20 protein-coding genes are annotated in these 23099 nt (G+C 74.1%); 11 read left to right on the forward strand and 9 right to left on the reverse strand.

Annotation, left to right across the window (positions count from 1 at the left end; all coding sequences use genetic code 11):
* Positions 1 to 59: 59 nt before the first annotated feature.
* Positions 60 to 1163 carry a dual-specificity RNA methyltransferase RlmN gene (rlmN, locus tag HT134_RS42445; RefSeq protein ID WP_175606167.1) on the forward strand — a complete coding sequence of 368 codons (1104 nt, stop codon included), beginning with the start codon at positions 60 to 62 and terminating at the stop codon, positions 1161 to 1163.
* 289 nt (positions 1164 to 1452) lie between these two features.
* Here the strand turns inward: rlmN and HT134_RS42450 are convergent, their stop codons facing one another.
* Together HT134_RS42450 and HT134_RS42455 are read right to left on the reverse strand one after the other, a co-directional pair.
* Positions 1453 to 2124 carry a hypothetical protein gene (locus HT134_RS42450; protein ID WP_175606168.1) on the reverse strand — a complete coding sequence of 224 codons (672 nt, stop codon included), beginning with the start codon at positions 2122 to 2124 and terminating at the stop codon, positions 1453 to 1455.
* Positions 2121 to 2930, reverse strand: coding sequence for an ABC transporter ATP-binding protein (locus HT134_RS42455; RefSeq protein ID WP_175606169.1), 810 nt, complete (start codon positions 2928 to 2930; stop codon positions 2121 to 2123). The genes HT134_RS42450 and HT134_RS42455 overlap by 4 nt, the downstream gene beginning before the upstream one ends.
* A 136-nt stretch (positions 2931 to 3066) precedes the next feature.
* Between HT134_RS42455 and HT134_RS42460 the strand changes: the two genes are divergently transcribed.
* Complete coding sequence (locus HT134_RS42460; RefSeq protein ID WP_175606170.1) at positions 3067 to 3597, forward strand: DivIVA domain-containing protein; 531 nt, start codon at positions 3067 to 3069, stop codon at positions 3595 to 3597.
* Between the two features lie 64 nt (positions 3598 to 3661).
* Here the strand turns inward: HT134_RS42460 and HT134_RS42465 are convergent, their stop codons facing one another.
* Positions 3662 to 4300, reverse strand: coding sequence for an HAD family hydrolase (locus HT134_RS42465; protein ID WP_217709031.1), 639 nt, complete (start codon positions 4298 to 4300; stop codon positions 3662 to 3664).
* Between the two features lie 18 nt (positions 4301 to 4318).
* Here HT134_RS42465 and HT134_RS42470 point away from each other — a divergent pair, with 18 nt between their 5' ends.
* A complete protein-coding gene (locus HT134_RS42470) occupies positions 4319 to 4828 on the forward strand; it encodes a GNAT family N-acetyltransferase (RefSeq protein ID WP_175606172.1) in 510 nt (169 codons plus the stop codon).
* Between the two features lie 17 nt (positions 4829 to 4845).
* On the opposite strand, the gene HT134_RS42475 is transcribed toward HT134_RS42470, so the two are convergent.
* From HT134_RS42475 to iolC, 5 genes are all read right to left on the reverse strand, one after another.
* Positions 4846 to 5886 carry an AI-2E family transporter gene (locus tag HT134_RS42475; RefSeq protein WP_175606173.1) on the reverse strand — a complete coding sequence of 347 codons (1041 nt, stop codon included), beginning with the start codon at positions 5884 to 5886 and terminating at the stop codon, positions 4846 to 4848.
* A 733-nt stretch (positions 5887 to 6619) separates the two neighbouring features.
* Positions 6620 to 8482: a 3D-(3,5/4)-trihydroxycyclohexane-1,2-dione acylhydrolase (decyclizing) gene (gene iolD / locus HT134_RS42480; protein ID WP_175606174.1), complete on the reverse strand. Its 1863-nt coding sequence runs from the start codon at positions 8480 to 8482 to the stop codon at positions 6620 to 6622.
* Positions 8479 to 9333 carry a 5-deoxy-glucuronate isomerase gene (gene iolB, locus HT134_RS42485; protein WP_175606175.1) on the reverse strand — a complete coding sequence of 285 codons (855 nt, stop codon included), beginning with the start codon at positions 9331 to 9333 and terminating at the stop codon, positions 8479 to 8481. Before iolB ends, iolD begins: the two co-directional genes overlap by 4 nt.
* Positions 9330 to 10235 carry a Cgl0159 family (beta/alpha)8-fold protein gene (locus HT134_RS42490; RefSeq protein WP_175606176.1) on the reverse strand — a complete coding sequence of 302 codons (906 nt, stop codon included), beginning with the start codon at positions 10233 to 10235 and terminating at the stop codon, positions 9330 to 9332. The genes iolB and HT134_RS42490 overlap by 4 nt, the downstream gene beginning before the upstream one ends.
* Complete coding sequence (iolC, locus tag HT134_RS42495) at positions 10232 to 11155, reverse strand: 5-dehydro-2-deoxygluconokinase (RefSeq protein WP_175606177.1); 924 nt, start codon at positions 11153 to 11155, stop codon at positions 10232 to 10234. The genes HT134_RS42490 and iolC overlap by 4 nt, the downstream gene beginning before the upstream one ends.
* Before the next feature lie 296 nt (positions 11156 to 11451).
* Between iolC and HT134_RS42500 the strand changes: the two genes are divergently transcribed.
* The 8 genes from HT134_RS42500 to HT134_RS47950 are packed head-to-tail and all read left to right on the forward strand — an operon-like array spanning position 11452 to position 21577.
* Positions 11452 to 12828 carry an extracellular solute-binding protein gene (locus HT134_RS42500; RefSeq protein WP_312888868.1) on the forward strand — a complete coding sequence of 459 codons (1377 nt, stop codon included), beginning with the start codon at positions 11452 to 11454 and terminating at the stop codon, positions 12826 to 12828.
* Entirely contained in the window at positions 12803 to 13738 is a 936-nt protein-coding gene (locus tag HT134_RS42505; protein ID WP_175606179.1) for a carbohydrate ABC transporter permease, read from the forward strand. Before HT134_RS42500 ends, HT134_RS42505 begins: the two co-directional genes overlap by 26 nt.
* Positions 13735 to 14553, forward strand: coding sequence for a carbohydrate ABC transporter permease (locus HT134_RS42510; RefSeq protein ID WP_175606180.1), 819 nt, complete (start codon positions 13735 to 13737; stop codon positions 14551 to 14553). The genes HT134_RS42505 and HT134_RS42510 overlap by 4 nt, the downstream gene beginning before the upstream one ends.
* A complete protein-coding gene (locus HT134_RS42515) occupies positions 14553 to 15635 on the forward strand; it encodes an ABC transporter ATP-binding protein (protein ID WP_175606181.1) in 1083 nt (360 codons plus the stop codon). Before HT134_RS42510 ends, HT134_RS42515 begins: the two co-directional genes overlap by 1 nt.
* On the forward strand, positions 15632 to 16819 hold the full coding sequence (locus tag HT134_RS42520; RefSeq protein ID WP_175606182.1) for a CehA/McbA family metallohydrolase: 1188 nt from the start codon (positions 15632 to 15634) through the stop codon (positions 16817 to 16819). The genes HT134_RS42515 and HT134_RS42520 overlap by 4 nt, the downstream gene beginning before the upstream one ends.
* Positions 16816 to 17706: a TIM barrel protein gene (locus HT134_RS42525; RefSeq protein ID WP_175606183.1), complete on the forward strand. Its 891-nt coding sequence runs from the start codon at positions 16816 to 16818 to the stop codon at positions 17704 to 17706. Before HT134_RS42520 ends, HT134_RS42525 begins: the two co-directional genes overlap by 4 nt.
* Positions 17703 to 18797, forward strand: a complete 1095-nt coding sequence (locus tag HT134_RS42530) for a Gfo/Idh/MocA family protein (protein ID WP_175606184.1) — start codon at positions 17703 to 17705, stop codon at positions 18795 to 18797. Before HT134_RS42525 ends, HT134_RS42530 begins: the two co-directional genes overlap by 4 nt.
* A complete protein-coding gene (locus HT134_RS47950; protein ID WP_175606185.1) occupies positions 18794 to 21577 on the forward strand; it encodes a glycoside hydrolase family 38 N-terminal domain-containing protein in 2784 nt (927 codons plus the stop codon). The genes HT134_RS42530 and HT134_RS47950 overlap by 4 nt, the downstream gene beginning before the upstream one ends.
* Before the next feature lie 27 nt (positions 21578 to 21604).
* Here the strand turns inward: HT134_RS47950 and HT134_RS42540 are convergent, their stop codons facing one another.
* Entirely contained in the window at positions 21605 to 23065 is a 1461-nt protein-coding gene (locus HT134_RS42540) for a PucR family transcriptional regulator (RefSeq protein ID WP_175606186.1), read from the reverse strand.
* Between the last annotated feature and the right edge of the window lie 34 nt (positions 23066 to 23099).

The raw sequence follows: 23099 nt of genomic DNA on the forward strand, positions 1-23099 counted from the left end.
GCCCGCGCGCCGAGCGTTCACTACCCTGGTCGGTAACCCCTCTAGCAGAAGGCAGTCCCGTGTCCCAGCAGCCAGGTCAGCTCACGTTCGTCGCGCCGCGCAGGGCCAAGCCCGCCCGGCACCTGGCCGACCTGTCCATGGCCGACCGCCGGGCCGCGGTCACCGAGCTGGGGGAGAAGGCGTTCCGCGCCGACCAGCTCTCGCGGCACTACTTCGAGCGCCTCACCACCGACGTGGCCGCGATGACCGACCTGCCCGCGGCCTCGCGCGAGAAGCTGTCGAAGCTGCTGCCGTCGCTGCTCACGCCGGTCAAGGAGCTGACCACCGACGGCGGCACGACCCGCAAGACGCTGTGGAAGCTGTTCGACGGGGCGCTGGTGGAGTCGGTCCTCATGCGCTATCCCGACCGGGTCACGATGTGCGTGTCGTCGCAGGCGGGATGCGGCATGAACTGCCCGTTCTGCGCTACCGGGCAGGCCGGGCTGACCCGCAACATGTCGACCGCCGAGATCGTCGAGCAGGTCGTGGCGGGCGCGCGGGCGCTGGCCGCCGGTGAGGTGCCGGGCGGGCCGGGCCGGGTCAGCAACGTCGTGTTCATGGGCATGGGCGAGCCGCTGGCCAACTACAAGCAGGTGATCGGGGCGGTGCGCCGCCTGGTGGAGCCGGCGCCGCACGGGCTCGGCATCTCGGCGCGCGGTGTGACGGTGTCCACGGTGGGCCTGGTGCCGGCGATCGGCAAGCTCGCCGACGAGGGGCTGCCGGTGACGCTCGCGCTGTCGCTGCACGCGCCGGACGACGAGCTGCGCGACACGCTGGTGCCGATCAACACACGCTGGAAGGTCGCCGAGGTGCTCGACGCGGCGTGGGCGTACGCGGCGAGGACGAAGCGGCGGGTGTCGATCGAGTACGCGCTGATCAAGGACATCAACGACCAGGAGTGGCGGGCCGACCTGCTCGGCAAGCTGGTGCGCAACAAGCTGGTGCACGTCAACCTCATCCCGCTCAACCCGACGCCGGGCTCGAAGTGGACGGCCTCGCGCCCGGAGGACGAGCGGGCGTTCGTGCGGCGGCTGCAGTTCCACGGCGTGCCGGTGACGGTCCGCGACACCCGGGGGCGGGAGATCGACGGCGCCTGCGGCCAGCTCGCCGCCGCGGACGTCTGACACGCTTCCTGTCTGTTACGGCCAAGCCCGGCCGGCGCCACCCGCCGCACGGGGCTGGGGGCCTCCAGGGAGACGGCCGCTGAACCCGCACAGGGCCGGCCGCCGTTACGCGCGCACCGCCGGCCGGGCACCGTTCACGGGCTGACCCCGAGCCGCCTCACAGGCTGGGCCCGAGCCGCCTCACACGCGGACCCCGAGCCGTCTCACGGGCTGGGCCCGAGCCGCGCCTCACACGCGGACCCCGAGCCGGCCCGCAGGCTGCGGCCGGACCCCTCCGCGGATGGCTCCATCACGGTCTGTCGCGGCGGAGGTAGCCGTACAAGGCCAGGGCCGCCAGACACCAGGCGAGGGAGATGGCGGCCAGCCCCGGCAGCTCGCTCACCAGCCGCCCCGCTCCGGCCGCCTTCATCCAAGCAGTGACCGGCACCGTCAGCCAGTAGGCCGGTGAGGCGCCGACCAGCAGCATCATCAGGAACCCCGCGACGAGCGCCATGACCGAGTACGCCGGCGACGGCATGACGGGCCGGCTGGTCAGGGCGCCCAGCGCGACCCCGGCCAGGACGGCCAGCGCGTGGACCACCACCCCCGCGGCCACGACCCCGCGTGACGGTGTGGCGGACAGGCCGAGCGCCAGCCCGCAGCCGAGGGTGAGCGCCGCGAACGCCATGCACGTGACCAGCGCCGCCAGCAGCCCGGCGGCCACCTCGCGCAGGCGCCCGCCGACCGCGGTCGCCGAGATCGCGCGCTGCTCGTCCGGCTCGGTGTCGAGCAGACCCCGCGTGGCCCACGCCAGGAACGGGATGACCAGCACGGCCGAGTCGGTCAGCGCCGCCACCTCGGCCCCGCGCGGCGCGCGGCTGGCGTAGACGATGGAGATCATGACGAGGATGGGCAGGAAGGCCTGGAAGACGCGGTGGGAGCGCACGTAGGCCGCGACGCGGAAGGCCACCAGGGCGATCACGTGACCTCCTCCTCGGTGAGGGCGCGCGCCGGGTAGCCGTCGTCGCGCATCCGACGGAGGAAGCCGTCCAGGTCGCGGGCCGGCACGCTCACCTCCACAGTGACCGCGCCCCTCGCCGCCCCGAGCTCCGCCTCGCCCGGAGGACCCTCCGCGCTCGGTGAGCCCTCGACGCCCAAGGGATCCTCGGCGGCCAGGCCGGGCGACGGCGGCGGTGGGTGCTCGATCAGGCGGGCCGAGCGTAACGACCAGGGCCGCACCCCGTCCAGCGTGCCCAGCCCGCCCTGGTGGTCGCTGGCCACCACGATGCCGCCCCGCGCCGCCACCTCCGTGACGATCTGCGGCAGGGCGTCCCGCGTGTCCCGGTCCAGGCCGGCGAACGGCTCGTCCAGCACCAGCAGCCCGGGCTCCGCCATGAGGGCCTGCACCAGGCCGACCTTGTGCGCGGTCCCCTTCGACAGCTCGCGCAGCCGCACGTCCGAGAAGCCGTCGAGGCCGACGCGCTCGGCCCAGGGCTCCCAGCGGGCGCCGCCGCGGACCCGCGCCATGTGGCGCAGGTATCCGGCCACCGTGAACGGCTGTCCGGTGGGGAAGCGGTCGGGGACGTACCCGACGACGGCGGGGCGGCCGGTGACGGCACCGGAAGTGGGGCGGGTGAGCCCGGCCATCAGGCGCAGCAGCGTGGACTTGCCCGCGCCGTTGGGTCCGGTCAGCTCCACCACGTCGCCGGGGGAGAGACGGGCCTCGGCGGCCTCGATGACGTAACGGTCACGCCTTCGGTAGCGGAAAGAGACCTGAGCGAGCCACATGGTGCTGTAACGGTATAGGGCGGCTCGCATCGTCGCGATAAAGAATCGCACAATAGAGATCGAACCCATCCGAGATCGAACCCCTCAGCAGATTCCGGGAGGAGTGGGCTTGAACCGCTTTCCGCGCGTCATGGGTATGCGTTCCGGATATGACCCGGCGGAGGTCGACGCCCTCATCGGGCGGATCGAGTCGACGCTGGGCCGGGGAGCGCGTGACGTGGAGCCCGTGACCGCCGACGACGTCCGCCGGGCGACGTTCCGCCCCAAGCGCGGCGGCTACCACGAGACGGCCGTGGACTTCGCCCTGGAGGCGTTCGTGGTGGCGCTGGAGACGCAGGCCAGGAGCCCCATCAGGCTGGCCATGGCGGAGCCCACCGGGGAGATGCTGCGCGAGGAGTGGTTCGAGTCCCAGGCGGCGCGGGTGGAGCGGGTGGCGTTCCGGCCGGGCCGGATGGGCACCGGCTACAACGAGGACGAGGTGGACGCGTTCCTCGACCGGATCGTGGCGACGCTGCGCGGCACCACCGAGTACCCGGTGACGGCCGAGGAGGTGCGGGCGGCGAGGTTCTCGACCGTGCTGCTCAGGTCCGGCTACCTGATCACGGACGTGGACGCGTTCCTCGCCGGCATCTCGGACGTGCTGGAGCAGCGCGTCACCTCGTCCTAGCCTCGGCAGCCGGGGAGCCCTGGGCGTCCCGGATCCGCAGGAACCACCAGCGGCAAGGGCGGCGTCAGAGGAGGCCGGCGAGGCCGCGCAGGTCCGGCAGGACGTCCTGCGGCACCGAGGGGTTGGCGGGCCGCTCGTCCAGCCGGTTGATCCACACGCGGCGCAGCCCCAGCCGGTGCGCCGGGACGAGGTCGTGGGTGTAGCTCTGCGCCACGTGCACCCACCGCTCCGGCTCGAACGCGTCCCTGAACGTCGTGAAGTGCGCGAGGTCCGGCTTGTAGGCGCCGACGTCCTCGGCGGTCAGCACCGCGTCGAACGCCACCGGCAGCCGGCGCCGGGTCTCGGCGATCAGGTCGCGGTCGCAGTTGGTCAACAGCGCGAGCCGCCAGCCGGCCTCGCGCAGGCGTCCCAGCTCGGCGCCGACCTCCGGGAAGACCGGCCAGTACGGGAGCGTGGCGGCCAGGACACCGGCGTCGTCCGGCGACAGCCGCACGCCCTCCTCCGCGCAGGCGCGGCGCAGCGACTCGGCCAGCACCTCGCGGTAGCGCATGCCCGGCGACTCCTCCTGGACCGCCCGCTCGTGCGGTCCGTAGGCGTCGAGCAGGCGGCTTCCCCGTCCGGGGGCGACCAGCTCGGCGCTGGTCGCGATGCCGTGCCGCCAGTCCACCAGTGTGCCGAAGCAGTCGAACGTCACCCATCGCATGAGGACCATAATGACCGCATGGCGATCTCCGTGCGAGCGGCCGGGCCCGCCGACCTGCCGCTGGTGACCAGGGCCCTGGCCGGCAGCTGGGGGTCGACGCTCGTGGCGTTCGGGCGCGGCGAGCTGGTCGACGCCGCCGCGCTGCCGGGCTTCCTCGCCTTCGACGGTGACGAGCCGGCGGGGCTGGTGACGTACAGCGAGCGTGACGGCGCCGCGGGCGGCCGCGAGGTCGAGGTGGTTACGCTCGACGCGTGGCTCCCGGGCAGGGGAGTGGGCCGGGCGCTGCTCGACGCCGTACGCGGGGAGGCGGCGCGGCGCGGGGCCGACCGGCTGACGCTCATCACCACCAACGACAACACCCACGCGCTGCGCTTCTACCAGCGCTACGGGTTCGACCTGGTGGCCCTGCGCCGGCACGGGGTGGACGCGGCGCGCAGGCTCAAGCCCGGGATTCCCACGGAGGCGGACGGCATCCCGATCAGGCACGAGCTGGAGCTGCAGATGCCCCTCGCAGACCGGCGCCGGTAGGGGGCCGGGCCGGGGTGTCAGGTGGCGTCCGCGGGCAGGGGCGGAGGCGGGTGGGCCGGGAGCGGACGGGACGGTGGCGGGGTGCCGCGGTCGCGGAGCAGCGCCACGATCACCGCCGTCACCGGGGCGGCCAGGAACGCCCCCGTGATCCCGGCGACCAGGCTGCCCACGGCGATGGCGACCAGGATGACCGCGCCCGGCAGGTCGAGCGTCCGCCCGTAGATCTGTGGCGCCAGCACGTGCCCTTCGAGCTGCTGCACGAGCACGGTCACGACCACGACGGCCAGCGCCACCACCCACCCCTTGGCCACGAACGCGACCGCGGCCGCCAGCAGCCCCGCCACGAACGCCCCCACCACCGGCAGGAACGCGCCCACGAACGTCAGCACCGCCAGCGGCAGCGCCAGCGGCACGTGCAGGATCCACAGCGCCAGCCCGATGAACAACCCGTCCACCGCGCCCACCAGGGCGACACCCCGGATGTAGCGGCCGAGGACGTCGAAGACCAGCTCACCGGCGCGCTCGGTGCGCGGCCGGGCAGGGGCGGGCAGCAGCTCGGTCAGCCATCGCCACAGCCGGTCCCCGCCGTGGACGAAGTAGACGGCCAGGATGACGGACAGCGCCGCGCCCACGACGATCTCCCCGACCGTCCGCACGCCGGTGAGCGCCCCGGTGGCGATCTTCTGGCCCTGGCCCGACAGGTAGTCCCTGGCCTGGGCGGCCAGGGACACGCCGTTGAGGCCGAACCGGGAGACCAGGCCGTTGAGGTCGCCGAGCGCCTTTCCGAGGCTGCTGCGCATCTGCGCGAGGCTGTCCGCGGTGGGCGGCACGAGGACCGCCACCAGCGCCGCGGCCAGCAGGACGCCGCCCACGAACACCGCCGCGGTGGACAGCGCCCGGTTGAGGCCGCGCCGCCGCAGCCAGCGCGCCGGGGGCAGCAGGAGCGCGGTCACGAGCAGGCCGACGATGACGGAGATGGCGACGGTGCGCAGGACCGAGAACAGGTAGAGCCCCACCGCGATGAGCGCCACCCAGCCCAGCGCACGCCACACCCTCATCCCGCCCCCCGACGTCATGCCTGGTCAGAGGCGTTCCCCCGGACCTCTCCCGGCAACCACGCCCGCCTCCGGGTGACCACGCCTGCCTACGGGTGACCTCGGCCGTCTCCGGATCACGGCCGTCTCCGGATCACGGCCGCCTCTGGGCAACCACGGCCGTCTCCGGGTGATCACGGCCGTCTCCGGGTGATCACGGCCGTCTCCGGGCGGTCACGGCGGCGGGCGCGGTGGCCGAGGGCTCCCGAAGACCCACCACGCACCGCGGTCCACCCTCGGCGCGACGACCCGCCACCAGACCGGCCGTCCGGGAGCGGGCGCCTCTGACGGTGGCGCGCCGTCGTCCCGGACCGGCGTCGTGGATGGTGCGCCGTCGTCCAGGGTGGGCTTCTCGTGCGGCGTGGGGCCCGTCGCTGGACCGGTCGTTTCTGGTGGCGCGCCGTCGTCCAGAGCGGGCTTCTCGTGCGGTGTAAGGGCCCGCCGCCGGACCGGTCGTCTCCGGTGGCGCGCCGCCGCCCAGGACGGGCATTTCGTACGGTGCGCGGATCCGTCGCCGGACCGGCCGTTCGGGAGTGGGCGCCTCTGACGGTGGCGCGCCGTCGTCTCGGACCGCATCGGGGACGGCGCGCCGCCGCTCAGGGCGGGTTTCTCGTGCGGTGCGACGGCGCGCCGCCGGACCGGTCGTCTCCGGTGGCGCGCCGGCGTCCAGGACCCCGCAGCCTCTGACGGTGCGCCGTCAGAGGTGCCGGCGCTGCTCCTTCCTGGCCGACTCGTACGCCTGCCGCGCCTCCTCGCCCGCGGCCGTGGTGGAGACCTCCGCCACCGGCACGTCCCACCACGCCTCCGACGAGGGCGCCCGGCTCATCGGGTCGGTGCGGACGTACACGACCGTGGTGGTCGTGGCGGCGCGGGCCTCCTTCAGCGCCTCGCGCAGCCCGGCGACCGTGTCGGCGCGCAGCACCGTGGCGCCCAGGCTCGCGGCGTTGGCCGCGAGGTCCACGGGCAGCGGCCCGCCGTCGTAGCGGCCGGAGCCCCGGTAGGCGTAGGAGGTGCCGAGCCGCTCGGCCCCGACGCTCTCCGACAGGGCGCCGATCGAGGCGAAGCCGGAGTTGTCCACCAGGACCACGACCAGCTTGACCCCTTCGGCCACGGCCGTGACCAGCTCCTGGGCCATCATCAGGTAGGAGCCGTCGCCCACCAGGACGAACACCTCCCGCTCGGGCGCCGCCAGCTTGACCCCGAGGCCGCCGGCGATCTCGTAGCCCATGCAGGAGTAGCCGTACTCGACGTGGTAGGCGCCGGGGCCGCTGGGCCGCCACAGCTTGTGCAGGTCGCCCGGCATGGAGCCGGCCGCGCACACCACGACCCCGTCGTCGCCGGCGGCGGCGTTGACCGCGCCGATCACGGCGGTCTGCGGCAGCGGGGAGCCGTCCTCGGGCGACGCGGACGGGTCGTAGGCGGCGTCCACCGTGGCGTCCCAGGCGCGGATCAGGGTGGCGGCCCGCTCGCGGTGGGCGGCGCCCGTGTCCCAGCCGGCCAGCGCCTCGCCCAGGTCGGCCAGGCCCTCCCGGGCGTCGCCGACGAGTTGCAGCCCGGACAGCTTGGCCGCGTCGAAGCCGGTGACGTTGAGGTTGACGAAGCGCGTCCCGGCCGCGAACAGGGAGTGGGAGGCCGTGGTGAAGTCGCTGTAGCGGGTGCCGACGCCGATGACCAGGTCGGCCTCGCGGACCACGGCGTTGGCGGCCGTGGTGCCGGTCGCGCCGACCGCGCCGAGCGCCAGCGGGTGGCCGTGGGGGAGGGCGCCCTTGCCGGCCTGCGTCTCGGCGACCGGGACGCCGTGCGTCTCGGCGAACTCCCGCAGCCGGTCGGCGGCCTCGCTGTAGAGGACGCCGCCGCCCGCGATGATCACCGGGCGGGCGGCCGACCGGATCAGCTCGGCGGCCCTGGCCACGGCGGCGCGCTCGGGCCGGTGCCGGGGGACGTGCCAGACGCGGCGCTCGAACAGCTCGTCCGGCCAGTCCCACGCCTCGGCCTGGACGTCCTGGGGCAGCGCGAGGGTCACCGCGCCGGTCTCGGCGGGGTCGGTGAGCACGCGCGTCGCCGCGAGCAGCGCCGAGGGCAGCTGTTCGGGGCGGTTGACGCGGTCCCAGAAGCGGGAGACGGGCTTGAAGCAGTCGTTGACCGACACGTCGTACGAGCGCGGGTCCTCCAGCTCCTGGAGCACCGGGTTGGCGACGCGGGTGGAGAACACGTCGCCGGGCAGGAGCAGCACGGGCAGCCGGTTGATGGTCGCCCCGGCCGCGCCCGTGATCATGTTGGTGGCGCCGGGCCCGATCGAGGTGGTGCAGGCCAGCGTGGACATCCGGTTGGCGGCGCGGGCGTAGGCGGCGGCCGTGTGGACCATCGCCTGCTCGTTGCGGCTGAGCCGGTAGGGCAGGTCCTCGGTGGAGGTGGCCAGGGCCTGGCCGAGCCCGGCGACGTTGCCGTGGCCGAAGATGCCGAGGCAGCCGCCGAACAGCCGGTGCTCGGCGCCGTCGCGCTCGCTCCACTGGGCGGCCAGGAAGCGCACGACCGCCTGGGCGACGGTGAGGCGCGTCATCGCCCGCCCCCGAACGGCAGGCGCGGGTCGATCGCCTGGTCCTGCCAGGTGGCGCGGATCCAGGCGTGGCGTGGGTCGTCGCAGAAGGCCATGCTCCGCTCCTCGGCCGGTCCGGCCAGCACGTTGAGGTAGTACAGGTCGTAGCCGGGCGCCGCCATCGACGGGCCGTGGTAGCCGTAGGGCACGAGCACCACGTCACCGGACGACACCTCGGCGAGGGTGTCGATGCGGCCCCGCTCGGAGGAGTAGACCCGCTGGTAGCCCTGCCCGTCGCCGGCCACCTCGAAGTAGTAGACCTCCTCCAGCACGGCCTCGTCAGCGCCGGGCGTGTCGTGCTTGTGCGGGGGATAGGACGACCAGTTGCCGCCGGGGGTGAGCACCTCGACGGCCACGAGCTTGTCGCACTCGAAGACGGCGGGCGCGCAGAAGTTGTTGACCTGCCGGCTGGCCTGGCCCGCGCCGCGCAGCTCGACCGGCACGTCGGAGGCGGGCACGTACCGGGGCTCCAGCGCGCGGGTGGCGCGGGCGGACGGCAGCGCGATCCGCCCCCGGCCCTCCAGCGTCACCTGCGACCCGATCGGCAGGTAGCAGAAGTCGGACGGGCCGTCGAAGACCGACGCGCGCCCGTCGAGCCGCCACGCGGCCTCGGGCGAGCCGGAGGGCGCGCACCGCACGGTGCACGAGCCCGCCAGCGGCAGGACGATCATCTCCTCGTCGCCCGTGGCGAACGACACCGGTCCGTCTCCCAGCTCGACCACCCGCAGCCCGGAGTAGGTCCAGCCGGCCAGCTCGGGGGTGATCTCCACCGACCAGGGCCCGCCGGCGGCCTTGCCGTACGGAAGGTATGTCATGGGCCAACCTCTCGAATCAGCGCGGCCGCACCGTCCACGGCCGTGGCGACGTCGTCGTCCGGAGGGTAGAGCAGGGCGCGGCCGATCACGAGGCCGCGCACGCCGGGCAGGCGCAGCGCGCGCCCCCAGTCGGCGTAGGCGGCGTCGATGTCCGGGGGGTCGCCGCCGAGCAGCAGCGCGGGCAGGGTGGTGGCGTCCATGACCCGCTCCATGTCCGCGACCGCGGGGATCTTCAGCCAGGTGTAGGCGGAGGTGACGCCGAGGGCCTGGGCGACGCTGACGGCCCGGATCACCGCGTCGGGCGACAGGTCGTTGCGCAGCGGCCCGCCGCCGGGGCGTCCCGACCAGAACGGCTCGACCATGGCGACGAGCTGGCGGCGGGCCAGGTCGCTGACGGCGGCGGCGCACGACTCCAGGGTGGTGACGGTCGCCGGGTCGTCGGGGTCGATGCGGCACAGCATCTTGCCGCCGTCGAGCCGCATGGCGTCGATGGAGGCCGCGTCGTACCCGGTGAACCGGTCGTCGGCCTCGAACACCGACCCCAGGATCCCGCCCCGGTTCATGGAGCCGAAGGCGAGCTTGCCTTCGAGCGCGCCGAGCAGGAGCAGGTCCTCCAGGATGTCGGGGGAGGCCAGGATGCCGTCCACCCCGGGCCGGGCCAGGGCCGTGCACAGCCGGTCGAGCAGGTCGGTGCGGCTGGCCATGGCCAGCGGCCGGTCGCGTACGGCCAGCGCGCCGCGGGCGGGGTGGTCGGCGGCGATGACGAGCAGCCGCTCACCCTCGGCGGGCAGCCCGCGCCGGCGGCGCCGGGCCGCGGCCCGGGCGATCTCTCCCGGCCGGGTGGCCCGGACGCGGGTGAGGTGCTCGTAGGCGGAGCGGGGGGGCAGAGTGACGTCGCTCATAGCAGGGCCAGCACCTCGTCCGTGGTCGGCATGGCGTCGGCGCAGGCCAGGCGGGCGGCCACGTACGCGCCGGCGGCGTTGGCGAAGCGGACCGCGCGTTCCAGCGGCCAGCCCTTGATCAGTCCCAGGCACAGCGCCCCGCCGAAGGCGTCGCCGGCGCCGATGCCGTTGACCACCTCGACCTTGACCGGCTCGACCACGGCCCGCTCGTCGGCGGAGCGGGCGAGCACGCCCTCGGGGCCCATCTTCACCACGGCGACCCGCATCCCGGCGTCGAGCAGCGCCTGCGCGGCGGCCTCCGGGTCGCGGGTGCCTACGGCGTTCTCGACCTCGTCGAGGTTGCCGACGGCCACGTCGGCGTGGGGCAGCATCTCGCGCACGTACCGCCGGGCCGCCTCGGGCGACTCCCACAGCACGGGCCGGTAGTCGAGGTCGAACACGGTCCATCCGGAGCTCCGGGCGGCCAGCGCGGCGGCGTGGGCCGAGCGGCTCGGCTCCTGGCTCAGACCGGTGGCGGTGAACCAGAACACCGTGGCGTCGCGGATGGCGTCCAGGTCCAGCGACTCGGGCGTCAGCTGGAGGTCGGGTGGATGCTCGCCCCGGTAGAAGTAGATCGGGAAGTCATCGGGCGGGAAGATCTCGCAGAACGTGACGGGCGTCGGCGCCCCCTCGACCGTGGCCACGTAGGCGTCGTCCACGCCGAAGCCGCGGATCGCCCGCCGGACGTAGGCGCCGAAGGGGTCGGCACCCGTGGCGGTGATCACCGCGGAGCGCAGGCCGTGCCGCGCCGCCGCCACGGCGACGTTCGTCGGGCTGCCGCCGAGGAACTTGCCGAAGCTCTCGACGCGGTCCAGGCCCACGCCTGTCTGCAGGGGGTAGACGTCGACGCCGCAGCGGCCGATCGTGATCAGGTCGAACAACGCACCTCCAGAGGGTCCAGCTCCCCATCATGGCCTATTGTCCTGACATACAGATGTCTGTTTCGTCCTGCATTCTGCCAGTCCGAATCCCGGCTGGGTAGGTGGCTGCCGCCGTTCGGCCCGCAGCGCCCGGTGTCGTCACCGATCAGCAAGGCCCTCCCCGGAGTACTGTGGGCACATCCCTGAAATATAGCCAAACCTTTACGTCATCAAGATGTCATGACATATTGGCGTGGGCCCCGTTACGGATGGGTCCGAGGGTTCGGAGGGTTTCCATGGGATTGCGGAGAAGATCCGTGAGTGTCGTCGCGGTCCTGGCCGCGTCCGGCCTGGCGCTCGCCGCGTGCGGCGGGTCGTCCGACGGCGGGGGCGGCGGCGGGACGATCGAGCTGACGATCGCCCAGAACGCCATCGCCGGCGGCAAGAACGCGAGAGCGGCCGAGTTCGTCGCGGACTGGGTGATCCCCAAGTTCGAGGCCGCCCAGAAGGCCAAGGGCAAGGATGTCAAGGTCAAGTTCGTCCCCAGCGGCGTCGACGACGAGCAGTACAAGACCAAGCTCTCCCTCGACCTGAAGTCCGGCAAGGGCGCCGACGTGATCGACATCGACGGCATCTGGGCCGGCGAGTTCGCCGAGGCCGGCTACATCAAGCCGCTGTCCGAGCTGGTCGGCCCCGAGGCCGACTCCTGGGACGGCTGGGCGCAGATCCCCGAGGCCGTCCAGGGCCTGGCCACCTACAACGGCAAGAAGTACGCGCTGCCGATCGGCACCGACGGCCGCGTCCTCTACTTCAGCAAGCCGCTCTTCCAGAAGGCCGGACTGCCCGCCGACTGGCAGCCGAAGAGCTGGCAGGAGGTCCTGGACGCGGCCGCCAAGCTCAAGGCGGCCGGCGTGCCCGTGCCCCTCCAGATCAACGCCGGCACCGCGATGGGCGAGGCCACCACCATGCAGGGCGTGCTGCCGCTGCTGGCCGGAGCGGGCGCCGAGATCCAGAAAGACGGCAAGTGGGCCGGCGCCTCCCAGCCGGTCAAGGACGTGCTCGGCCTCTACCAGAAGATCTACGGCGGCAGCGGCCTCGGCGACCCCCGGCTCCAGCAGGAGGCCAAGGGCCGCGACAAGTCGTTCCAGCAGTTCGCCGCGGGCAAGGTCGGCATCCTGCTGGAGGGCGACTACTTCTGGCGCGGCGTCGTCAACCCCAAGGACGGCGTGGCCAAGATGGCCGACCGTGACCAGAGCGTCGGCTACGCCATGATCCCCGCCATCGAGCCCGGCAAGGGCATCCGCGGCCAGGACTTCGTCAGCATGTCCGGCGGCGCCCTGCGCACGGTCAACCCCAACAGCAAGCACCCGAAGGAGGCCTTCGAGCTGCTGGCCTTCACGCTCTCGCCCGAGGCGCTGAAGGAGGAGACCAAGAACGGCAACGTGCGCATCACCCCGCGCACCGACGTCAACAAGGAGATCCTGGCCGGCGAGCCGCTGCTGACGTTCATCTCGGAGAAGGTGCTGCCGCTGACGGCCTACCGGCCGCCGGTCGCGGTCTACCCGCAGGTGTCGGTGGCGCTCCAGGAGGCGACCGCGGCGGTGGTCGGCGGCAAGACGCCGGACGAGGCGGCCACGGCCTACCAGCAGAAGCTCGAAGGACTCGTCGGTGGCGCAGGCAACATCGCCTCCTGACCTCACCCGGGAGACCGCGGAGCCCACGGCCCGCCGCTACAGCGTCGACGCGGCGGGCCTGGGCCGGTGGCGCGCGGGAGCCTTCGCGGCCCCCGCGCTGCTCCTGATCACGGTCTTCCTGGTCTTCCCCGCGCTGTGGGTGCTCTACCTCGGCCTGACCGACTACCGGCTGACCGGTACCGCCGCCGCCGACCCCAAGGTCGTCGGGCTCGACAACTTCCTGTCGGCGCTGGGCGAGCCCACCTTCTGGAACTCCACCTGGCTGACCGTCCAGTTCGTGCTCGGATCGGCGGTCATCGGGCAGGTCGGCCTCGGGTTCGCCATCGCCTGGCTGCTGCGCGACAAGCGCGGGCCGCTCAAGCGGATCGTCGAGGGCCTGGTCATCCTGGCCTGGATCCTGCCGAGCGCGGTCGTGTCGTTCCTGTGGGTGGCGCTGCTAGACGCCGACGGCGGCACGCTCAACGCGCTGCTCGGCACCGGCGACTACGCCTGGCTGCTCGACCACCCCATGCTGTCGATCATCGTGTTCAACACCTGGCGCGGCACCGCGTTCTCGATGATGCTGTACGGCGCCGCCCTCGGGAACGTGCCGCCCTCGCACCTGGAGAGCGCCCGCCTGGCCGGGGCGTCCGGCTGGCAGCAGCTCCGTGACGTGGTCTTCCCCCACATCAAGGGGCACATCCTCACCAACCTGCTGCTGATCAGCCTCTGGACGTTCAACGACTTCACCCCGTTCATGATCACCGCGGGCGGGCCCGACGGGAAGAGCGAGGTGCTGGCCGTCCACGTGTACAAGGTCGCCCTGCAGAGCGGCCAGCTCGGCTACGGCGCCGCGGTCTCCACGGTCATCCTGCTGATCAACCTGGTCGTGGCGGTGTTCTACCTGCGCCTGCTCAGGAGCAAGAAATGACCCGGTTCGTGCTGGGCCGGATCGGCTTCTACACCCTGATCGCGGTCCTGCTCGCCTTCTTCACGATCCCGCTGCTGTGGCTCGCGTCGGCCCCGCTGACCAGCGACCCCACCTACGAGGTCCGCGTGCCGGACTTCACCTTCGACAACTTCCAGGCCATCCTGGAGCACCCGTACGCGCTGCCGTCGCTGTACAACTCGCTGCTGCTGTCGGTCGGCACGGCGCTGCTCGTGGTGGCCCTGTCGGCGCTGGCCGCCTACGCGCTCAGCCGCGTGCGGCTGCCCGGCCGCGACGCGCTGCTCTACGCGCTGCTGCTGCTGTCGTCGATCATCACCGGCACGGCGGCGATGGTGCCGCTGTTCCAGCTCGCCGTCGAGCTCGGCCTCATCGACTCGCAGCTCGGGCTGATCCTCATCCTCAGCGGCGGCCTGCTGCCCGCGGCGATCTTCATGCTCAAGGACTTCATGGACTCCACGCCGAAGTCCTACGAGGAGTCGGCCCGGGTCTTCGGCGCCTCCCCGCTGCAGATCGTGGCGCACGTGGTCGTCCCCCTGGTACGGCCCGGCCTCGCGACGATCGCGGTGTGGGCCGTGGCCAACGTCTGGGGCAACTTCCTCATGCCGTACCTGCTGCTCAGCGACGTCGAGAAGCAGCCCGCCGCGGTGATCATGTACACCCTCTACACCGAGGGCGGCCAGGCGAACCTGCGGCTGCTGTCCACCTTCGGCCTGCTCTATTCGGTGCCCGTGGTGCTCATGTACCTGTTCGTCAGCAAGAAGTACGGCTTCCGGTTCCACGGAGGGATCAAGCGGTAATGGCGGCAATCGAACTGCGAAGGCTGACCAAGGTCTACCCGGGCGGCGTCAAGGCGCTCGACGCGCTCGACCTGGTCATCCCCGACGGCGAGTTCTTCGCGCTGCTCGGCCCCTCCGGCTGCGGCAAGACCACGCTGCTGCGCACCATCGCCGGGCTGGAGACCGCCACCGGCGGCGCGGTCGTCATCGGCGACCGCGACGTGACCTCCGTGCAGCCCGGCGGGCGCGACATCGCCATGGTCTTCCAGGACTACGCGCTGTTCCCGCACATGGACGTCACCGACAACGTCGCCTACCCGCTGCGCATCAAGAAGGTCGCCAAGGCCGAGCGCCACCGCCGGGCCGGCGAGGTCGCGGCCCGGCTCGGCCTGGAGCGCCTGATGGACCGGCGGCCCGGCCAGCTCTCCGGCGGCCAGCAGCAGCGCGTCGCGCTGGCCCGCGTCATGGCGACGCAGGCCCAGGCGTTCCTGTTCGACGAGCCGCTGTCGAACCTCGACGCCCGGCTGCGCCTGGAGGCCCGCACGTTCCTCAAGAAACTCCAGCGCGAGCTGGGCGTCACCACCGTCTTCGTCACCCACGACCAGGCCGAGGCGCTGGCCATGGCCGACCGGATGGCGGTCATGGAGGCGGGCGTGATCCGGCAGATCGGCACCCCGGCCGAGGTGTTCCAGCGGCCGGCCAACACGTTCGTCGCCGGATTCATCGGCTCCACCCCCATGAACCTGCTCGACGCCGTCGTCCGCGGTGACACGCTGGAGGTGGCCGGCTGCGCGGTCCCGGTCCCCGACGCGGCGGCCGGGCTGCTCGCCGACGGGGAGAAGGTCGTCTACGGCGTGCGCCCCGAGTACAACGCCTACGCGCCCAAGCCGGCCGACGGATCGTCGGAGGGCGCCCTGGCCGGGAAGGTGGTGATCGTGGAGAACCTCGGCGCGTCCCACCTGGTGACGCTCGACGTCAACGACGTCACCGTGCAGGCCGTCGTGCCCGAGGGCAGCGAGCCGGCCGTCGGCGACGAGGGCTTCGCCGCGCCGCGCCGCGACCGGGCGCTGGTCTACCGTGACGGGGAGCTGGTGACCCGATGACGGTGTTCCAGGGCCGCTGGACCCTCGACGACCGGCTGGAGAGCATCCTGCGGGAGGTGCCCTTCGAGGTGCCCTCCGGGGCGGCGGCGGTGACGGTGCGGCTGTCCTACGACCGGTCGCAGGGCGTGCTCGACCTCGGCTGCGGCAGCCCGGCCGGGTTCCGCGGCTGGTCGGGCGGCGCCCGCGACACGTACACGATCACCGGGGAGTGGGCGACGCCCGGCTACCTGCCCGGCCCGGTCGAGCCGGGCACGTGGCACGTGTGGCTGCGGCTGCACCGCGTCCCGCCCCAGGGCCTCGACTACACGCTGGAGGTCACCACCGCGACCGCGGCGCCGCCGGCCCCGCTCGCCGAGGAGCCGCCCGCCGCCGAGCGCCCGCCGCGCCGCGACATCCCCTCCGTGGACGGCCTGCGCTGGTACGCCGGGGACTTCCACAGCCACACGGTCCACAGCGACGGCGCCCTGACCGTCGGCGAGCTGGCCGCGCTCGCCCGCGGCCGCGGCCTCGACTTCCTCACCGTGACCGACCACAACACGGTCAGCCACCACCCCGAGCTGGCCGCCCGCGACCGGGGCATCGCCCTGCTGCCCGGCCAGGAGGTCACCACCGACCGCGGCCACGCCAACGTCTTCGGCGACGTCGGCTGGGTCGACTTCCGCCGGCCCGCCGACTCCTGGGCCGAGCACGCCGAGCGCGAGGGCGGCCTGATGTCGATCAACCACCCGCTCGGCGGCGACTGCGCCTGGCTCCTGCCCATCACCCGCCGGCCGCGGATCGCCGAGGTCTGGAGCTCCGGCTGGTGGGACCGCCGCTGGGGCGCGCCGCTGGCCTGGGCGGACGCCTGGCGCGACGACGTGGTCGCGATCGGCGGCAGCGACTTCCACCGGCCCGGCGACGACGGCCTGCCGGGCGCTCCGACGACGTGGGTGCTGGCCGAGGACACGAGCACGGTGCTGGACGGCGTGCGCGCCGGGCGCACCGCCGTGTCCACGGGACCCGACGGGCCGTTGCTGCTCAGGCTGGGCGACGAGCTGCTCGCCCTGGACGCCGACGGCCTCGTCCTGGTCCGCCCGGACGGCGCCCGCCAGGTCGTCCACGGCGCCCGCGCGCTCCTGCCCGCCGCCGGGGGACGGCACCGGCTGGAAACCTACGAGAACGAGGTGATGGCACTGTGCGAGTGAAGGTTGCTAATGCGCCCGTCAGCTTCGGCGTGTTCGAGCTGGCCACCGAGGCGCCGCCGTTGAGTGCCGACGAGATGGTCCGCGCGCTGTCCGAGGCCGGCTACGAGGGCATCGACTCCGGGCCCATCGGCTACCTCGGCACCGGATCCGGGCTGAGGGATCGGCTGGCCGGCAGCGGGTTGCTGCTGGCCGGCGGCTGGGTGGACCTGCGTTACGGCGACGCGGCGGCGTACGAGGCCGGACTGCCCGCGCTGGAGGCCGCGCTCGACGTCTTCACCGCCGCGCCCGCGGCGCCCGAGGGGTTCGCGCCGCGGCCCACGCTGGCGTGCTCGGGATCGCCCGAGAGGTTCGCGCGGCCGGGTGGGAGCGTTCCAGGGCTGGCGGCGTCCGAGTGGGCGGCATACGCCGCCCGCGTGCAGGAGGCGGCCGACCGGTGCCGCGAGCGCGGGCTGGAGCCCGCGTTCCACCACCACCTCGGCACCTACGTCGAGACGCCCGAGGACGTGGAGCGGCTGCTGGAGCTGACCGACGTGCAGCTCTGCCTGGACACCGGCCACCTGCTGCTGGCGGGGGGAGACCCGGTGACGGCGCTGCGCGACTGGGCGAGCCGGGTCGGGCACGTGCACATCAAGGACGGCGACACCAAGATCCAGGCCCAGGCCCTGGCCGACGGCGCCGACCTGCGCGAGCTCATGGGACGCGGCGGGTTCGCCCCGCTCGGCGAGGGCGAGCTGGACCTGCCCGCCGTCGTGCGCACCCTCGACGAGATCGACTACGCGGGGTGGATCGTCATCGAGCAGGACACCCTGCCGGGACGCCGCACCGTCGCACAGAACATCGCGGACCAGGCGGCCAACCGCCGGAAGCTGAAGGACTTGGGGATTTGAGAATCGCGCTGGTCGGGTGCGGGGCCGTCACGCAGGCGGTGTACGCGCCGCTGCTGTCGAGACGCCGCGACCTGTTCGAGGTGACCGCCGTGTGCGACCTGTCGCCCGCGCTGGCCGCCGCCGTCGGCGACCGCCTGGGCGTCACCGCCCGATACACCTCCCTGGACGACATGCTCGCCGCGGGCGGGTTCGAGGCCGTGGTCATGCTCGCCTCCGGCTCCCACGGCGAGCCGGTACGGCGGGCGCTGGAGGCGGGCCACGCCGTGCTGTGCGAGAAGCCGCTGGCGCTGACCCGCGCCGAGGTGGCCGCGCTGCCCGAGGGACGCCTCATGGTCGGCTACATGAAGCAGTACGACCCGGCCGTGCGCCGGGCCGAGAAGCTGCTGGCCGAGCTGGGCGGCCCCGAGGCCGTCCGGTCGGTCGAGGTGACCGTCCTGCACCCGAGCGCCGGGTCGCAGCTCGCCTTCGCCCACCTGACCCGGGCCGCCGACGTCGACCCCGGACTGCTGGACTCGCTGCGCGCGGCCGAGGACGCCCTCGTCTCCCGCGCGCTCGGCGCGGACGCCCCGGAGGCCGTCCGCGCGCTGTACGGCGTGGCTCTCGGCTCGATCTGTCACGACCTGTCGCTGCTGCGCCGCTTCACCGGCTCCCCGGCCGAGATCTCCCACGTCGAGACCTGGGGGCCGGCCCCGGGGTCGATCGAGATCGCCGGAACGCTCCCGGCCGCCGGGCGGTTCTCCATCCGGTGGCACTACCTGGAGGACTACCCCGCCTACCGGGAGACCGTGGCGATCCACCACGACAGCGGCACCCTGGAGCTGGCCTTCCCCGCCCCGTACCTGGTCAACGCGCCGACCGTGCTCACCGCCGTCACGCCGGGCGCCGACCCCGGCGGCGAGGGGCGCACCGAGTGGCGCGAGGTGACCGAGGCGTTCGAGACGCAGCTCGCCGCCTTCCACGCCTACGTCACCGAGGGGGAGCCGCCGCTGACCGGCGCGGACGGCGCCCTGGAGGACATCGTCACGGCCCAGCGGATCGCCGCCCGCTACGCCGTGCAGCACGGCCTGCCGATCGGAGGGGAAGCAGCGTGACGAGCCCGCACGAGATCGTCGTGGTCCCGCACACCCACTGGGACCGCGAGTGGTACGAGCCGTTCCAGCGTTTCCGGCTGCGGCTGGTGGCGCTGCTGGACGAGGTGCTCGACACGATGGAGCGCGAACCCGGCTACCACTTCACCCTCGACGGGCAGCTCGCCTGCGTCGACGACTACCTGGAGGTCCGGCCCGAGCAGCGCGACCGCGTCGCGGCGCTGGTCGAGTCCGGGCGGCTCGCGGTCGGCCCGTGGCAGATCCTGCTCGACGAGTTCCTGTGCTCCGGCGAGAACATCATCCGCAACCTGGAGCTCGGCATGGACCGGGCCGACAAGCTCGGCGGGGCGATGCCGGTGGGCTACCTGCCGGACATGTTCGGCCACACGGCTCAGATGCCGCAGATCCTGCGCAAGGCCGGGCTGCTGCACGCCTGCGTCTACCGCGGGGTGCCGTCGTCCGTGGTGACCGACGCCTTCGCGTGGGTGGCCCCCGACGGCACCGCGGTCCGCGCCCAGTACCTGCCCATCGGCGGCTACGGCAACGGCGCCCACCTGTTCGAGGACCCGGCGCACACGAAGGAGCGGGCCGCCGTCTTCACCCGGCGCATGCGCGAGTGGCACGGGCCCGAGGGCGCGCTGCTCGCGATGTACGGCACCGACCACTCGGCGCCGGTGCGCGGCCTGCCCGGCATGGTGGCCGCGATCGGGGCCCGCATGGACACCCTGTCCGGCTACATCACCGCGTACGGGGACGGCGGGTCCGTCGCGGGCCTGCCCCGCGTCCAGGGCGAGCTGCGCTCGCACGCCCGCGCCAACATCCTGCCCGGCGTCATCTCGGTCCGCGCCCACGTCAAGCAGGCCATGGGCCGCGCCGAGCGGATGGTCGAGCGCTACGCCGAGCCGCTGGCCGCCCTCTGGGGCGAGGAGTGGCCCGGCCGCTTCCTCGACATGGCCTGGTGGCGGCTGGTCGACGCCAGCGGCCACGACTCCGTCACCGGCTGCGGCGTGGACGAGACCGCCCAGCAGGTCGCCGCGCGCATCGCCGAGGCCGAGCACCTCGGGCACGCCGTCCGCGACATGGTGACCGCCCGGCTGGCCGCCGCGGTCCCCGCCGGCGGGGTGCTCGTCGTCAACCCCACGCCCGCCACCCGGCGCGGCGTCGTCCGCCTGGACGTGGCCGGGCACGACCCGCTGGTGGACGCCACCGGCGCGCCCGTCCCGGTCCAGCCGCTGGAGTACGCGCCCACGCTGCTGCTGGACGAGGAGATGGACCCGGCCACGGCGCTGACGTTCGTCCACGGGACCGAGCTGTACGGGCAGCACATCACCGGCTGGTCGGTCGAGGACGGCGTGCTGACCTTCGAGGTGGCCAGGGAACCGGGCGCCGCCTTCGACGTGGCCGAGGTGCGGGGCGCGGTCGAGGGAGTGACGCGGGTGCGCATCGTCGCCGAGCCCCGGCGCACCGTGGCCGCCCTGGTGGAGGTGCCGCCGCTGGGCCACACGAGCCTGCGCCCGGCCCCGGGCGCCGCCGGGCACGCCAGCGCCGCCGGGCCCGTGGCGGGACCGTTCGCCGTGCGGGCCGCGGCCAACGGCTCGGCCCTCGTGGGGTCGTCCGACGGGGTGCGGGCCGACGGGCGGGTGCTGGACAACGGCCTGCTCCGCGTCGAGGTGGCGCAGGACGGCACCCTCACCCTGACCTCCGCCTCCGGCGTCACGCTCGCGGGCGCGGCCCGCGTCGTGGACGGCGGCGACGTCGGCGACAGCTACAACCACGCGCCCCCGGCCCACGACCGGGTCGTCTCCGCCCCCGAGTCGGTCGAGGTCACCCCGGTCTGCTCCGGCCCGCTCGTCGCCGCTCTGGACGTGCGCCGCGCGTACCGGTGGCCGGCCGCCGGCGCGGGCATCGAGGGCACCTCCGCCCTCCCCGCGCCCGCCCGCGCTGACGCCACCGAGGAGATCGTCGTGGACACCCGCGTCGAGCTGCGGGTCGGCGAGCCGTTCGTGCGGCTGCGGGTGGAGTTCGACAACCGCTGCGCCGACCACCGGGTCCGGCTGCACGTGCCGCTGCCCGAACCGGCGTCCGTCTCGCACGCCGAGGGCCAGTTCGCGGTCGTCACCCGCGGCCTGACCGCCGAGGGCGGCTGCGGTGAGGAGCCGCTGCCCACCTTCCCGGCCTCCTCGTGGGTGGCCGCCGGCGGAGTGGCGGCGCTGCTGGAGCACGTCACGGAGTACGAGCTGGTCGACGGCGGCGCCTGGGGCGGAGCCGGGGAGGGCGAGGGGACGGAGCTGGCGCTGACCCTGCTCCGCTCCATCGGCTACCTGTCGCGCAACCGCCACGCCCTGCGCCCCGAGCCGGCCGGTCCCCAGCTCCCGACCCCGGCCGCCCAGTCGCGCGGGCCGCGCTCGCTCACGCTGGCGCTCATGCCGTACGAGGGCGGCTGGCAGGCGGTGCCGCCGGCGGCGGAGGTCTTCCGGCACGAGCTGCTGCCGGTGCCCGGGACGGGCGACCCGTCGCTCGCCCTGCCTGCGGCGGCCCCGGGGCTGTCGGTCACCGGCGACGGCGTGGTGATGAGCTCGCTCCGGGTCCGCGACGGCTGGAAGGAACTGCGGGTGGTGGCGCTCTCGCAGGAGCCGGTGGAGGCGGAGGTGCGGGGCTCCTTCGGCCGTGCCCGGCACGCCGACCTGCGCGGCCGTCCCGGCGAGCCGATCCCGGTCACGGACGGTGCCCTGCGCCTGCCCCTGGGGCCCTGGGAGATCGCCACGATCCAGCTCGCCGACTGAGGGTCCCCCTCGCAGGCGCGCGGCGCGTCACTGGTCGTGCAGGCCGAGCCGGCGGGCGGCCTGGATGGCGAGCCACACCTCGGCGAAGGCCGCGCTCGACGACAGGTCGCGGCCGGTCAGCGCGGCGAAGCGGCGCAGCCGGTAGGCCAGCGTGTTGGGGTGGACGTGCAGCGCCGCCGCCGCCTCCTCGGTGCGGCGGTTGCGCTCCATCCACGTGCGCACCGACGTGACGAGCCGCGAGTCGTGGGCCTCGTCGTAGGCCAGCACCTCGCCCAGCACGTGCCGCACCAGGGCGTGCAGCGTGGCCGGGTCGTCGGGCAGCCAGCGGCCCGTCGTGTCGTCGCCGTAGCGCACCAGCGGCCGGCCCGACTCGGCGGCGCGGGCCGCCGCCCAGCCCGCCTCGCGCAGGGCCACCCGCAGCGACTCGCCCGGCGGGAACGGCCGGCTCATCCCGGCCGCGGCGCCCGGCACGCCCGCCACGGCCTCGGCCAGGGCGGGCGGGCCGAGCACGTAGTGGTCGCCGCCACGCCGCAGCAGCAGGTGGGCGTGGTCGTCGAGGGCGCGCCGCAGCGCGTCGTCCGGAGCGTCGCGCACCACCAGCAGCACCGCCTCCTCCTCCATCGGCATCCCGAGCCGGGCCAGGCGGCGGCGCGCGGCGGGCGGGTCGAGGACGTCCTGGAGCAGCTCGGCCAGCGTCTCGGCGCCCTCGCGGCGGATCGTCTCGCGCTCGTGGCGGGCCATGGCGACCTGGAGGGCGGCCACGGTGGCGACGTGCTGGACGACGGCCAGGCCCGCCGGCCGGGCGCCCTCCCGCTCGAAGGCCACGAGGAACCCCGCGGGGCCGCCCGGCGCGGGCACCGGCAGCACGAAACCGCCCGGGATCGTGGGCGGCGCCTCCGGCTGCGCCGGCAGCACGCCGGCCGGGGGCGCCGGCACGCCCGGCAGCAGCGGCCGCCCCTGCGGCGTGCACAGGTACACGTCGTAGCCCGACAGCCGCTCCAGCCGCCGGAACAGCGTCGCGGTGTCCAGGTCCTCCGCGGCCAGCCACCGCAGCGCGCCGAACACCTGGAGCTGCGCGCCGAGCCGGTGCCGGGCGTCCTCCTGCACGGCCGCGGCCACCTCCTGGGCGACGGCGATGAACGGCACGGCCAGCGGCACCTCCAGGATCGGCATGCCGCGCTCCTCGGCCGCGGCGAACAGCGACCGGTGCAGCGGCGGCACGTGGAGCTGGGCCGACAGCGCCAGGGCCGACACGCCGGCGTCGTCCAGCCGTTCCAGGTAGGCGCGCTGAGCGGCGGCCGAGCGCGGCACGCCGATGCCCGTCGTCATGATCACCTCGGCGCCGAGCAGCCACGGCGTCGGGTCCTCCAGCTCGCTGACGTGCGCCCACGACACCGACCGGCCGAGCCCCGCCTCGCCCGCCAGCAGCCGGAGCTGGAGGGCGGGCGAGCGCAGCAGATCCTCCACCGTCACCTTGTGCTCGGCCACAACACACACCGTAGTACTTCGTCATAGGACCAAT

Source organism: Nonomuraea rhodomycinica (assembly GCF_013363995.1).
Lineage (GTDB): Bacteria > Actinomycetota > Actinomycetes > Streptosporangiales > Streptosporangiaceae > Nonomuraea > Nonomuraea rhodomycinica.

Bases quoted from the DNA above. Each gene is read 5' to 3' on its own strand.
- HT134_RS42470 (WP_175606172.1), top strand. From the start codon at position 4,319: ATGGCGATCTCCGTGCGAGCGGCCGGGCCCGCCGACCTGCCGCTGGTG.
- iolD (WP_175606174.1), bottom strand. From the start codon at position 8,482: ATGACGCGCCTCACCGTCGCCCAGGCGGTCGTGCGCTTCCTGGCCGCC.
- HT134_RS42460 (WP_175606170.1), top strand. From the start codon at position 3,067: ATGCGTTCCGGATATGACCCGGCGGAGGTCGACGCCCTCATCGGGCGG.
- HT134_RS42455 (WP_175606169.1), bottom strand. From the start codon at position 2,930: ATGTGGCTCGCTCAGGTCTCTTTCCGCTACCGAAGGCGTGACCGTTAC.
- HT134_RS42515 (WP_175606181.1), top strand. From the start codon at position 14,553: ATGGCGGCAATCGAACTGCGAAGGCTGACCAAGGTCTACCCGGGCGGC.
- HT134_RS42465 (WP_217709031.1), bottom strand. From the start codon at position 4,300: ATGCGATGGGTGACGTTCGACTGCTTCGGCACACTGGTGGACTGGCGG.
- HT134_RS42475 (WP_175606173.1), bottom strand. From the start codon at position 5,886: ATGAGGGTGTGGCGTGCGCTGGGCTGGGTGGCGCTCATCGCGGTGGGG.
- HT134_RS42520 (WP_175606182.1), top strand. From the start codon at position 15,632: ATGACGGTGTTCCAGGGCCGCTGGACCCTCGACGACCGGCTGGAGAGC.
- HT134_RS42510 (WP_175606180.1), top strand. From the start codon at position 13,735: ATGACCCGGTTCGTGCTGGGCCGGATCGGCTTCTACACCCTGATCGCG.
- HT134_RS42490 (WP_175606176.1), bottom strand. From the start codon at position 10,235: ATGAGCGACGTCACTCTGCCCCCCCGCTCCGCCTACGAGCACCTCACC.
- iolB (WP_175606175.1), bottom strand. From the start codon at position 9,333: ATGACATACCTTCCGTACGGCAAGGCCGCCGGCGGGCCCTGGTCGGTG.